At 39.7% G+C, this 14,257-nt stretch carries 8 protein-coding genes and 1 CRISPR repeat array; of the genes, 7 read left to right on the forward strand and 1 reads right to left on the reverse strand.

The features are described from left to right. The first annotated feature begins 47 nt into the window (after positions 1-47). From cas9 to cas2, 4 genes are read left to right on the forward strand one after another with little or no spacing between them, the layout of a single operon-like run. The gene (gene cas9 / locus CLIN57ABFB40_RS15800; protein WP_175630969.1) at positions 48-4,346 is read left to right on the forward strand and encodes a type II CRISPR RNA-guided endonuclease Cas9; all 4,299 of its coding nucleotides are present in this window, start codon (positions 48-50) and stop codon (positions 4,344-4,346) included. 15 nt (positions 4,347-4,361) lie between these two features. Next, complete coding sequence (locus CLIN57ABFB40_RS15805) at positions 4,362-5,384, forward strand: virulence RhuM family protein (protein ID WP_175630970.1); 1,023 nt, start codon at positions 4,362-4,364, stop codon at positions 5,382-5,384. Beyond that, entirely contained in the window at positions 5,377-6,309 is a 933-nt protein-coding gene (cas1, locus tag CLIN57ABFB40_RS15810) for a type II CRISPR-associated endonuclease Cas1 (RefSeq protein ID WP_175630971.1), read from the forward strand. The genes CLIN57ABFB40_RS15805 and cas1 overlap by 8 nt, the downstream gene beginning before the upstream one ends. Before the next feature lie 3 nt (positions 6,310-6,312). Beyond that, the gene (cas2, locus tag CLIN57ABFB40_RS15815) at positions 6,313-6,645 is read left to right on the forward strand and encodes a CRISPR-associated endonuclease Cas2 (RefSeq protein WP_175630972.1); all 333 of its coding nucleotides are present in this window, start codon (positions 6,313-6,315) and stop codon (positions 6,643-6,645) included. Between the two features lie 108 nt (positions 6,646-6,753). Continuing rightward, positions 6,754-8,103: direct repeats of the CRISPR family, unit length 47 nt; unit sequence GATGTTTCCAGTAGGTCAAAGATACTAATTTGAAAGCAAATCACAAC. Positions 8,104-9,289: 1,186 nt separating this feature from the next. Here cas2 and CLIN57ABFB40_RS15820 read toward each other — a convergent pair. Continuing rightward, a complete protein-coding gene (locus CLIN57ABFB40_RS15820) occupies positions 9,290-10,669 on the reverse strand; it encodes a sigma-54-dependent transcriptional regulator (protein ID WP_175630973.1) in 1,380 nt (459 codons plus the stop codon). A gap of 87 nt (positions 10,670-10,756) precedes the next feature. On the opposite strand from CLIN57ABFB40_RS15820, the gene CLIN57ABFB40_RS15825 reads away from it, so the two are divergent. From CLIN57ABFB40_RS15825 to CLIN57ABFB40_RS15835, 3 genes are read left to right on the forward strand one after another with little or no spacing between them, the layout of a single operon-like run. Continuing rightward, complete coding sequence (locus CLIN57ABFB40_RS15825) at positions 10,757-11,596, forward strand: peptidylprolyl isomerase (protein ID WP_175630974.1); 840 nt, start codon at positions 10,757-10,759, stop codon at positions 11,594-11,596. Positions 11,597-11,601: 5 nt separating this feature from the next. Continuing rightward, a complete protein-coding gene (locus CLIN57ABFB40_RS15830; protein WP_175630975.1) occupies positions 11,602-12,837 on the forward strand; it encodes a M16 family metallopeptidase in 1,236 nt (411 codons plus the stop codon). A 50-nt stretch (positions 12,838-12,887) separates the two neighbouring features. Beyond that, entirely contained in the window at positions 12,888-14,252 is a 1,365-nt protein-coding gene (locus CLIN57ABFB40_RS15835) for an MATE family efflux transporter (protein ID WP_175630976.1), read from the forward strand. Positions 14,253-14,257: the final 5 nt, after the last annotated feature.

A 14,257-nucleotide genomic window follows, 5' to 3' on the forward strand; every position in this document is an offset into this window, starting at 1 on the left:
GGGAAAATATTAATATATTTGGGGAATTGTAATAAAACAGGTCAAATATGAAAAGGATATTAGGATTGGATTTGGGTACTAACAGTATCGGTTGGGCATTGGTAGACGAGGCGGAAAATAAAGACGAAAGGTCGTCAATTGTTAAGCTTGGTGTGAGAGTAAATCCTCTGACGGTAGATGAATTGACCAACTTCGAGAAAGGAAAGAGTATTACGACCAATGCAGACAGAACACTCAAGAGAGGTATGCGGCGTAATTTGCAACGCTACAAACTTCGTCGTGAAACTTTAATGGAAGTGTTGAAAGAACACAAATTGATAACAGAGGACACTATACTTTCGGAAAATGGTAACCGAACAACTTTTGAGACATATCGATTAAGGGCAAAGGCAGCAACAGAGAAAATTTCGTTGGAAGAGTTTGCGCGTGTATTGCTAATGATTAATAAAAAACGTGGTTATAAAAGTAGCAGGAAAGTAAAGGGGGCGGAAGAAGGTACGTTGATTGACGGTATGGATATAGCTCGTGAACTTTATAACAACAACCTTACTCCTGGTGAACTATGCCTGCAACTTCTTGATGAAGGTAAGAAGTTCTTGCCTGATTTTTATCGTTCTGATTTGCAGAATGAATTTGACGGAATTTGGGAAAAACAAAAAGAATATTATCCGGAGATTCTTACTGATGCGTTAAAAGAAGAGTTGAGAGGAAAAAAACGTGATGCTGTCTGGACTATTTGTGAAAAATATTTCATTTGGAAGGAAATCTATACAGAATGGAATGAAGAACAAGGCAAAACAGAACAGCAGGAAAGAGAACATAAGCTGGAAGGAATTTATAGTAAACGGAAAAGGGATGAAGCGAAAAAAGAGAATCTTCAATGGCGGCTAAATGGTTTGAAGGAAAAGTTGTCGTTGGAACAATTGGTTATTGTTTTGCAAGAAATGAATACCCAAATCAATAGCTCAAGCGGTTATCTCGGCGCAATCAGTGATAGGAGTAAGGAGTTGTACTTCAATAAACAAACTGTCGGGCAATATCAAATGGAAATGCTGGATAAGAATCCCCATGTGAGTTTACGAAATATGGTGTTCTATCGTCAGGATTATTTGGATGAGTTTAATACGCTTTGGGAAAAACAAGCTGAATATCATAAAGAACTGACAGAAGAACTAAAAAAAGAAATCCGTGATATTATCATTTTCTATCAGCGCAGATTGAAGAGTCAGAAAGGATTAATCAGTTTTTGCGAGTTTGAAAGTCGGCAGATAGAGGTAGAGATAGATGGTAAGAAAAAGATTAAAACTGTAGGTAATCGGGTGATATCCCGTTCTTCTCCTTTATTTCAAGAGTTTAAAATATGGCAGATACTAAACAATATAGAAGTAACCGTTGTCGGCAAGAAAAGCAAACGAAGAAAACAGATAGACAATTCTCCTAGTCTTTTTGACGAACTTGACGAGGAACTGAATGGTCGGCGTTATTTGTATCAAGAAGAAAAAGAATTGCTTGCCCAAGAACTTTTTGTTCGTGATAAGATGACGAAGTCGGATGTTTTGAATTTGTTGTTTGATAATCCACAAGAATTGGATTTGAATTTTAAAACGATTGATGGCAATAAGACGGGATATGTGTTGTTTCAGGCATACAGTAAAATGATTGAGATGTCCGGGCATGAACCGATCGACTTCAAGAAACCGGTTGAGAAGGTTGTTGAGCATGTAAAAGCGGTTTTTGATCTTCATAATTGGAATACGGACATTCTAGGTTTCAATTCGAATGAAGAGTTAGATAATCAATCTTATTACAAACTTTGGCATTTATTGTATTCTTTTGAGGGAGACAATACGCCAACAGGAAACGGTCGTTTGGTTCAAAAGATTACAGAACTATATGGCTTTGAAAAAGAATACGCCACTATATTGGCAAATGTTACTTTTCAAGATGATTATGGTAGTCTGAGCGCAAAGGCTATTCATAAGATTCTACCGCATTTGAAAGAAGGCAATCGGTATGATATGGCTTGTGCGTATGCCGGATACAGGCATTCAAAATTGTCATTAACCAAGGAAGAACTGATGAACAAGGTGTTGAAAGACAGACTTATGCTTCTTCCTAAGAATAGTTTACGCAATCCTGTGGTAGAAAAAATCTTGAATCAGATGGTGAATGTAGTCAATGCCATCATAGACACTTATGGTAAACCGGATGAAATACGTGTAGAACTTGCTCGTGAGTTGAAGAAAAATGCCAAGGAACGTGAAGAGCTGACTAAATCCATTGCGCGAACTACCAAAGAACATGAGGAGTATAAGACACTTTTGCAAAATGAGTTTGGTTTGACAAATGTAAGCCGTTCTGATATACTGCGTTACAAACTTTACAAGGAGTTGGAGTCGTGTGGGTATAAGACGCTTTATTCCAATACGTATATTTCACGAGAAAAACTGTTTAGTAAAGATTTTGATATTGAACATATCATTCCGCAAGCACGGCTTTTCGATGATAGTTTTTCAAATAAAACACTTGAAGCTCGTAGTGTAAATATTGAAAAAGGAAACAAAACAGCACATGATTTTGTGAAAGAAAAATTTGGTGAAAGCGGGACTAACAATAGTTTAGAACGTTATTTAAATAACATCGAAGACTTGTTTAAATCGGGGAAAATATCGAAAACTAAATACAATAAACTGAAAATGACTGAGCAGGATATTCCTGACGGTTTTATTGAACGCGATCTACGTAATTCGCAATATATTGCCAAAAAGGCTTTGTTCATGTTGAATGAAATTTCTCGTCGTGTGGTTGCTACAAGTGGCTCAGTAACTGACAAGTTACGTGAAGATTGGCAATTGGTTGATGTGATGAAAGAATTGAATTGGGAAAAGTATAAAGCATTAGGACTGGTTGAATATTTTGAAGATAGAGATGGAAGGCAAATAGGTAGAATCAAGGATTGGTCGAAACGGAATGATCATCGTCATCATGCGATGGATGCGTTGACGGTAGCATTTACAAAGGATGTATTCATTCAGTATTTTAATAACAAAAATGCCAGTCTGAACCCTAATACAAATGAGTATGCAATAAAGAACAAATATTTTCAAAATGGCAGGGCGATTGCGCCTATACCATTGAGGGAGTTTCGCACGGAAGCCAAAAAACATTTGGAAAATATTTTAGTTTCAATTAAAGCGAAGAATAAAGTCGCTACGAATAATATTAATGAGACGAAGAAAAGGGGGGGCGTGAACAAGAAGGTGCAACAGACACCACGTGGACAGTTACATGAGGAGACAATTCATGGTAGTTGCAGACGATATTTGACAAAAGAAGAAAAAGTGAATGCATTGTTTGATATGAAAAAAATTGCAACTGTAAGTAAATCCGTTTACAGAGATGCATTGTTAAAACGGTTGCAGGAAAATGATAATGATTCGAAGAAGGCATTTACCGGTAAAAAATCACTGGATAAACAGCCTGTTTGGCTGGATAAGGAACAAACGAGAAAAGTACCTGAGAAAGTGAAAACTGTTACATTTGAAATGTTTTATACTAAACGCAAAGAGATTTCTCCTGATTTGAAGCTTGATAAAATAATAGATGTGGGCATTCGGAAAATACTAACTGACAGATTAAACGAGTATGGTAATGATGCAAAAAAAGCATTCTCCAATCTTGATGAAAATCCTATTTGGTTGAATAAGGAGAAAGGTATATCTATTAAGCGAGTCACAATTTCAGGAATCAGTAATGCGCAGTCATTGCATGTGAAAAAGGATAAGGATGGTAAACCTATATTGGATGAGAATAGTAGATATATTCCTGTGGATTTTGTTAATACAGGCAATAATCATCATGTGGCAGTTTATCGTAGACCGGTTATAGATAAGAGGGGGCAATTGGTGATTGATGAGGCTGGTAATCCCAAGTATGAACTGGAGGAGGTTGTAGTTAGCTTCTTTGAAGCAGTGACAAGGGCAAATCTTGGTCAGCCGATTATTGACAAAGATTATAAAACGAGTGAAGGCTGGCAATTCCTTTTCAGTATGAAACAAAACGAGTATTTTGTTTTTCCAAATGAAAAGACTGGATTTAATCCAAAAGAGATTGATTTGCTTGATGCGGAGAATTATGGGGTGATAAGTCCTAATTTGTTTAGGGTGCAGAAATTCTCTCATAAGAATTATGTCTTTAGACACCATTTAGAAACAACAATCAAGGATACAAGTTCTATTTTGAAAGGTATTACTTGGATAGATTTTCGTAGTTCAAAAGGCTTGGACGCTATTGTTAAAGTTCGTGTTAATCACATCGGTCAGATAGTGTCGGTGGGAGAATATTAATATAATGAATGACTTATGAACAAAGATAATAATACACCAATTCCATCTGATTTCTTCCTCTATAAAGACAGCAATGGAGATGTGAAAGTCGAAATCTATATTTTTAATGAAACGGTTTGGCTGCCGCAAGACAAGATAGCACAGTTGTTTGGAGTGGACAGAAGCGTAGTGACTAAACATCTAAAGAATGTCTATAAAAGCGGAGAATTATCAAAAGAGGTAACTTGTGCAAAAATTGCACAAGTTCAAACCGAAGGTATAAGGCAGGTCACAAGACGGATTGAGTTTTACAATCTCGATGCCATCTTATCTGTAGGCTACCGTGTTAACAGCATTCAAGCCACACAATTTAGAATTTGGGCGAACAGTGTGCTGAAAGAATATCTGATTAAGGGGTTTGCTATGAACGATGAGCGGTTGAAGAATCCGCAAACGTTGTTTGGTAAGGATTATTTCGAAGAACAGTTAGCCCGCATTCGTGACATTCGTAGCAGCGAACGACGCTTTTATCAGAAAATAACCGATATTTATTCACAATGCAGTGCCGACTATGAAGCGGGTAGCGATGTAACCAAGAAATTCTTTGCAACTGTTCAGAATAAGTTGCATTGGGCAATTTCCGGGCAAACGGCAGCTGAAATTATTGTTTCTCGTGTGGATGCTGATAAGCCTAATATGGGACTGACTACGTGGAAGAATGCACCCAACGGAATGATACGCAAACCGGATGTTTCTATTGCAAAGAACTATCTCAATGAGAAAGAAATGGATGACCTAAACCGCATTGTTTCTATGTATTTGGATTATGCGGAGCGTCAAGCGAAAAAAGGACAAGTGATGTACATGAGAGATTGGGCGAAAAAGTTGGATGCATTCTTGCAGTTCAATGAAGAAGCTGTGTTACAACATTGTGGACGGGTGAGTCATGAGATTGCCAAGGCATTGGCAGAACAAGAATATGAGAAGTTCCATGTTAGACAGCTTCAGAATTATGAATCGGACTTTGACAAACTTTTAAAAGGAATAAGTCATGATTAAAAAAACACTTTATTTCGGAAATCCCGTTTATCTATCGTTACGAAATGCACAACTAGTCATCAAATTGCCTGATGTAGAGAAAGCGACAGCTTTGCCGGAAACGTTGAAAAAACAGGCAGAAGTAACGAAACCTATAGAGGACATTGGAATTGTCGTGTTGGATAACAAACAGATTACTATCACTTCCGGTGTGCTGGAGGCTTTGCTTGAGAACAATTGTTCCGTAATCACTTGTGATAGCAAGAGTATGCCAGTCGGACTAATGCTTCCTCTTTATGGAAATACTACGCAAAATGAGCGTTTCCGTAAACAATTGGATGCTTCGCTTCCTTTGAAGAAACAGCTTTGGCAGCAAACTATTCAAACGAAAATCAACAATCAAGCATCGGTACTCAAAGATTGTATGGATGAGGAAGTAAAGTGTATGCGTGTTTGGGCTACCAATGTGCGTAGTGGTGACCCCGACAATTTGGAAGCACGTGCTGCGGCATATTATTGGAAATCCTTATTCGCAGATGTTGATGGTTTCACTCGGGAACGTGAAGGAATTCCCCCAAATAATCTGTTAAACTATGGATATGCCATTCTTCGTGCAGTGGTGGCACGTGGGCTGGTGATAAGTGGATTGCTTCCTACCTTGGGTATCCATCATCATAATCGCTACAACGCTTATTGTTTAGCGGATGATATAATGGAACCTTATCGTCCTTATGTAGATAAATTAGTGTTTAGTTTGACACAAGAATATGGAAAAAATGCGGAGTTGACGAAAGAGGTGAAAGCTCGACTGCTTACTGTTCCGACGTTGGAAGTGATAATTGGAGGCAAGCGCAGTCCGCTGATGGTTGCGGTGGGACAAACGACTGCTTCACTTTATAAATGTTTTAATGGAGAACTTCGGAGAATTGCCTATCCCGAACGATAGATTATGGATCGCTTTAGTGAATATCGTGTTATGTGGGTACTTGTTCTTTTTGATTTGCCGACTGAGACGAAGAAAGAAAAGAAGGCTTATGCAGATTTCAGAAAGAATCTGCAAAAGGATGGTTTTACAATGTTTCAGTTTTCCATTTATGTGCGTCATTGTGCCAGTAGCGAGAACGCAGTAGTACATATAAAAAGAGTTAAATCTTTCCTTCCAGAGTATGGGCATGTTGGAATCATGTGTATTACAGACAAACAATTTGGGGATATAGAGCTTTTTTATGGAAGGAAAGTGCATTGTGTCAATGCAGCGGGACAGCAATTGGAGTTATTCTAGAAAACAAAATCTCGCATTGATGCGAGATTTTGTGCTGGAAACATTCTTTTTTTATTTTTTCTGAATTGTTTTTTAACTCATTGATACACATTTTATTGTCGAAAATGAGATGTTTCCAGTAGGTCAAAGATACTAATTTGAAAGCAAATCACAACCATTTCCAGGAATCTACAGGACGTACCATGATGTTTCCAGTAGGTCAAAGATACTAATTTGAAAGCAAATCACAACAACTCCTTGTTAGTATCAGATTCCGGTTCAGATGTTTCCAGTAGGTCAAAGATACTAATTTGAAAGCAAATCACAACATACGTTGTACACTTTCGTTATTTCTCCAGATGTTTCCAGTAGGTCAAAGATACTAATTTGAAAGCAAATCACAACGCCTGTTGCTCCTCCCATGCCATACATTAAGATGTTTCCAGTAGGTCAAAGATACTAATTTGAAAGCAAATCACAACATGAAGTAAAAGTTTTCTTCTTGTGTGTTTGATGTTTCCAGTAGGTCAAAGATACTAATTTGAAAGCAAATCACAACTGCGTGGCGTTGTTGTTGTTTTTCGCCACGATGTTTCCAGTAGGTCAAAGATACTAATTTGAAAGCAAATCACAACATCTGTTTGATTGATTCTTTCTTCTGCTGGATGTTTCCAGTAGGTCAAAGATACTAATTTGAAAGCAAATCACAACCTGCGGTCTTAGCATTTAAATTTCTTATAGGATGTTTCCAGTAGGTCAAAGATACTAATTTGAAAGCAAATCACAACTGCTATCCGTCAGAGATTACGTGAAGGCGGGATGTTTCCAGTAGGTCAAAGATACTAATTTGAAAGCAAATCACAACCAATGTGTCTTTGAAAACTTCGAGAACCCGATGTTTCCAGTAGGTCAAAGATACTAATTTGAAAGCAAATCACAACAGTAATATCCACAGTGCTCTGCTATATCTAGATGTTTCCAGTAGGTCAAAGATACTAATTTGAAAGCAAATCACAACTAGGCTATTCTCCTTCTCTCGTCCGAGATTGATGTTTCCAGTAGGTCAAAGATACTAATTTGAAAGCAAATCACAACCTGCGGACATCGCAGTCGCTGTCTTCCGAGATGTTTCCAGTAGGTCAAAGATACTAATTTGAAAGCAAATCACAACATTAAGCTTCAGGTAATTTTTTACCAATAAGATGTTTCCAGTAGGTCAAAGATACTAATTTGAAAGCAAATCACAACTATTTCAAACCAAGTGCTGCAAGACAATCAGATGTTTCCAGTAGGTCAAAGATACTAATTTGAAAGCAAATCACAACTGTTGTATACCACTTTTTTTTGGCATCACTGATGTTTCCAGTAGGTCAAAGATACTAATTTGAAAGCAAATCACAACAAATTCTACCTTACGCCAGGCAGTGCAAAAGATGTTTCCAGTAGGTCAAAGATACTAATTTGAAAGCAAATCACAACATTAATGAACCTACTTTCTTAGATGTTGTTGATGTTTCCAATAGAGCAAAGATTAAAAGCAGGTTCATATTGACGCAGAAATGAGCTGAATGATAATTGTACAATTTGAACTCAGGCTCAAATACAACATAATGAAAAAATATCTATCATACTATCATTTAATTTTATATCAAGCTAATTGTCAGTGAAATAAGTATGATAGATGGTTTTCCAAACAAGTATCTATCATACTTTCGTAACAAAAAACGGGTATCTATCATATCCATACTGCATCCGTTTTTGTGTAGTATCAGGGAAAAATACTCATATGAAACTACAAGGATATCCACTTTATAGGATGATAATTTGTATTTGGCAGTTTAATAATCCATTGGAAACGGTAATCTTTTTATAGCCTATATATGTAGGCTGTACAGCCCGCATCTGTAAACCATACAGCCCACGTATGGAGGTTGTTCGTCACACAAATGTGGGCTATAAACTTATCGCCATTCAAGTGGGATTATTAAGCCATGATGGTCGGATTTATACGGATTCATTGCAACAAAAATAAACTATCTTACGCCTGTCCGACCTTTATTCGGCTATTTTATTGATGAGAGATACCTTGTTTTTGATGGTATAGTATGATAGGTGCCTTTTTAGAAATACATCTATCATACTTATTGTTCTGATAATTAGTGTAATATAAAAATGAATGATGGCATGATAGATATTTTTTTCACTATGTAGCATTTAAATTCAAATCAGTATGTAAACGAACTTTTTGAGTATAGGCTGCCTTAAAGCACATTACTCAAACTTTCAAACTGTTCTCTGATCCTTTAGATTGATCCCCAATTTATCCCCACTGATTTGCGGCTGCTTCCTCAACCCCCGTAATGACGAAAGTGCAGGAAAAATCAAATCGCCTCATGGTAACAAGTACATCATAAAGACAATGATTGGCGCATAGGGCGCAAATCGTACAAGAAAATGTTTCTATTCACTATTCAGCTATATACAGACTGTGGTTAGGAAAAAAAACGCGATGAAAGTCAAAGTGGCAATAGCAAGTAAGATGCTGACTGTCATTTGGCATGTGCTGAATGAAGGTCTCCCATACCGTGATTATAAGATACTCCAAGCGGCTTAGGATGCTAGTATAGTTGTGTTACAGTATTAATGTTGCTTTTTAAACTGTCACCTACAAATCAATATTATATAACTTCAACTTATTATATAAAGTCTTCCGGTCAATATCCAATAACTGTGCAGCCTTACTTTTATTATTCCCAGTCTGGCGCAACGCTTCCAAAATATGTTCTTTTTCAGTCTCTTCATTGCGAAGCGCCATGCTTGCGGTGCTCATTGGCGGAACTTCGAACAACTCAGTCCCCAATTCCAATAAAGTAATAAAACTACCTTGCGCCAATAAAGTCGCTCTTTTGACGATATTCTTCATCTGCCGTATATTTCCCGGCCAGTGATAACTTTGCAAAGCCTGTGACGCCTTTGCGTCAAAACCAATCAGATGCTTATCCAGTTCCTTGTTAGCCTGGTCGAGGAAGAAGTTGGCGAAGAGCAGAATATCCTCTTTTCGTTCTTTCAAGTCAGGCATCCGCAACGTAAACTCGTTGATACGGTGATAAAGGTCCTCGCGGAACGTTCCCTTTTCAATCGCTTGCTCCAAATTCTCGTTGGTAGCGGATACCAGACGAATATCCACGGATATTTCCTGAGTAGAGCCGACCGGACGTATCTTTCTCTCTTGCAGGGCACGCAGCAGTTGAATCTGTACCTCATAACTAAGATTCCCAATTTCATCCAAAAAGATAGTGCCGCCGTTGGCTGCGACGAAAGCTCCGGTTTTGTCCGTCAGTGCGCCCGTAAAAGAGCCTTTCACATGACCGAAAAACTCGGAAGCTGCCAGTTCTTTGGGGATAGAGCCACAATCTACGGCAATAAACGGTTTGTCGCTTCTCTTGCTGAGCTGATGGATACGATGTGCTACATATTCTTTTCCCGTTCCGCTGGAACCGTTGATAAGTACAGACATATTGGTCGGGGCCACCAATCCTACATAATTGTATAGCTGCTTGGCAGCATCACTTTCTCCTTCCAGATAAGTATGGTTAGTTTCGGAAGTATCTTGTGAATTAGAACTTCCTTTTTTAGGATTGGAAAAGTTCCGGACTGTAGAATGGGGTACCGCCGGACTACTTTCCGTTTGCAAAGCCTCGGATATTTTCTTCAGCAACTCTTCAGGATTCACGGGTTTGGCAATATAATCCCGTGCTCCGAGTTTCATCGCCAGCACGGCAGATTGAATATCCGCATATCCTGTCATGATAATCAACGGAATATTTATACCCCGGTCATTCATCCATTTCAACAAATCGATACCCTCGTAATCGGGCAACCGTAAATCTGATAATACCAAATCGACAGTCTGACTTTCGATATGCTTCCGGGCACGCGCAATATTACTCACTGACGACACCTCAAACCCTTTTTTGCCTAACCAGGTTTTGAGCATCATTCCAAAAGTTATATCATCTTCGACTATTAATATGGCTTTCATCATGTCAAGTTTTGATTCTTTTAAGTTACAAAGGTAAGATGATTTAGGCGAAAATGGTATATTTGCAAACTTAAATTAAATGAAAGCGTTATGAAAAAGATTGTATTGATATTATTAACTATATCGTTTTGCGGATTAACTTCCTGCAAGACTGGAACAAAAAAAGGAGGAGACATGGATAAAGAGACATTGGTAAAGATTGAGACAACTGCCGGAGATATCAAAGTGAAGTTGTACAATGAGACACCAAAGCATCGTGATAATTTTATCAAACTGGTGAAAGAGGGGATGTATGAAGGAACACTGTTCCATCGTGTCATCAAAGATTTTATGATTCAGGCAGGCGACCCGGATTCAAAGAACGCGCCGAAAGGGAAAATGCTTGGGGCAGGTGATGTCGGCTACACCATTCCGGCAGAATTTGTATATCCGAAGTACTTCCATAAGAAAGGCGCCTTGTCGGCAGCCCGTCAGGGAGATAATGTGAACCCGAAGAAAGAATCTTCCGGTTGTCAGTTCTATATCGTGACAGGTAAGGTGTACAATGATTCTACGTTGCTCGGCATGGAAAGCCAGATGAATGAAAATAAAATCAACGTTATTTTCAACAAACTGGCGCAGAAGCATATGAAGGAAATTTATAAGATGCGTAAGGAGAATGACGAAAACGGTCTTTACGATTTGCAGGAAAAACTGTTTGCGGAAGCACAGGAATTGTCGGCAAAGGAACCGGAATTCCACTTCACTCCCGAACAGATTGAAGCATATACTACCGTAGGCGGGACTCCGCATCTGGACGGTGAATATACCGTATTCGGCGAAGTAGTGGAAGGTATGGATGTTGTGGATAAAATCCAGAAGGTAAAAACAGACCGTAGTGACCGTCCCGAAGAAGATGTGAAGATAATAAAAGCGACAATACTTGACTAAATGATATGAAAATAAACAGGCACATTCTTGACAATGGGTTACGTCTGGTACATTCGCAGGACGAGAGTACGCAGATGGTGGCCCTTAATATATTATATAATGTAGGAGCTCGTGACGAACACCCCGAACATACCGGCTTTGCCCATTTGTTCGAACATTTGATGTTCGGTGGCTCGGTGAATATTCCCGATTATGATATGCCGCTTCAACTGGCGAGTGGCGAGAATAATGCCTGGACGAACAATGATATTACCAATTATTACCTCACTGTACCTCGTCAGAATGTGGAAACTGGCTTTTGGCTCGAATCCGACCGTATGCTGAGTCTTGATTTCAGCGAACGGAGCTTGGAAGTACAGCGGGGAGTAGTAATGGAAGAATTCAAGCAACGCTGTCTGAACCAGCCTTATGGAGACGTAGGACATCTTCTACGTCCCCTGGCTTATCAGGCGCATCCCTATCAATGGCCTACCATCGGCAAAGACCTGTCGCATATTGCCAACGCGACACTGGAAGAAGTAAAAGCTTTTTTCTTCCGTTTTTATGCCCCGAACAATGCGATTCTGTCCGTAACCGGCAATATCACTTTCGAAGAAGCAGTTTCGCTGACAGAAAAATGGTTCGGTCCTATTCCACGTCGGGAAGTACCCCAGCGGAACCTGTCTCAAGAACCGGAACAGACGGAAGAACGCCGGTTGACGGTAGAACGGAATGTTCCCCTCGATGCCTTGTTCATGGCTTTTCATATGTGCGATCACCGTCATCCGGATTATTATGCATTTGATATTTTGTCGGATGTGTTGAGCAATGGGCGCTCCAGTCGATTGAACCAGCGTTTGGTGCAACAGAAACAATTATTTTCGAGCATAGATGCCTATATTTCAGGCAGTGTAGATGCGGGGTTATTCCATATTAGTGGAAAGCCTTCGGCTGGTGTCACTCTGGAACAGGCGGAAGCGGCAGTAAGGGAAGAACTGGAACTGTTGCAGCAAGAACTGGTTGACGAACAGGAACTGGAAAAAGTGAAGAACAAATTTGAGTCCACCCAGATATTCGGCAACATCAATTATTTGAATGTGGCAACCAACCTGGCTTGGTTCGAACTGCTTGGTCGGGCGGAGGACATGGAAAAAGAAGTAGAACGTTATCGTTCTGTCACGGCGGAACAATTGCGGACAGTAGCCCAATCCGCTTTCCGGAAGGAGAATGGAGTTGTGCTCTATTATAAAAGTAGGGCGTAGCGCCCAGCAAGGTTTCCTTGCGGCATGCAAGTATTTATAAGACAAGGACAATGAAGAGACTATTTGATATATATAAGGATCATTATAAAGCATTAATTTATCTCGGATTACCTATTGTCATCGGACAGATAGGTGTTATAGTACTCGGATTTGCCGATACATTAATGATTGGGCATCATAGCACGGTAGAGCTGGGTGCAGCATCTTTCGTGAATAATGTGTTTAATCTTGCCATCATTTTCAGTACCGGATTCTCGTACGGACTGACACCTGTTGTGGGTGGTCTGTATGGCACTCATCAATATGCGCCTGCCGGACAAGCCCTGCGCAACAGTTTGTTGGCAAACCTGATGGTTGCATTGCTGCTGACTATATGTATGACCGTTCTTTATCTGAATATAGAGCATCTCGGACAGCCGGAAGAATTGATTCCTCTGATTAAACCGTATTACCTTGTTTTGCTTGCTTCATTAGTGTTTGTCATGCTTTTCAATGGATTCAAGCAATTCACAGACGGAATAACGGATACCCAAACCGCCATGTGGATATTGCTTGGAGGAAATGTCTTGAATATCATAGGAAACTATATCCTGATTTACGGTAAACTCGGATTGCCCGAACTAGGTTTGTTGGGAGCAGGCGTCAGCACGCTGTTTTCGCGTATTGTGATGGTGATTGTATTTATAATCATCTTTATGCGTAGTCCGCGTTTTGTCCGTTATAAGATCGGCTTTTTCCGTTTGGGATGGTCACGTGCTGTATTTGGACGCTTGAATGGACTTGGATGGCCGATTGCTTTCCAGATGGGAATGGAAACAGCCTCTTTCAGCCTGAGTGCCATTATGATTGGCTGGTTGGGGACGATTGCTTTGGCTTCTCATCAGGTGATGTTGGCAATTTCCCAATTCACCTTTATGATGTATTACGGTATGGGGGCTGCCGTTGCTGTCCGCGTCAGCAACTTCAAAGGCCAGAATGATATAGTCAATGTGCGTCGTTCCGCCTATGCTGGTTTTCATTTGATGATGACATTGGGTGTTGTGCTTTCCTTGATTGTCTTCCTTTGCCGGAATTACTTGGGAAGCTGGTTTACCGACAGCCAGGAAGTGGTTGCTATGGTTACTTCTTTAATTTTTCCTTTCCTTGTCTATCAGTTTGGCGACGGGCTTCAAATCACTTTTGCCAATGCTTTGCGTGGAATTTCAGATGTAAAACTAATGATAGTTATCGCCTTCATTGCTTATTTCATCATTTCGCTTCCTGTAGGATATTTCTGCGGTTTTGTAATGGAATGGGGGATAGTAGGTGTCTGGATGGCATTTCCTTTTGGGCTGACGAGTGCGGGACTAATGCTCTGGTGGCGTTTTCACTACATGACGAAACTCCCCGAACCCACCCCAAAACCTAATACCTAAAACTT

It is taken from the genome of Bacteroides acidifaciens, from assembly GCF_903181435.1.
GTDB lineage: Bacteria > Bacteroidota > Bacteroidia > Bacteroidales > Bacteroidaceae > Bacteroides.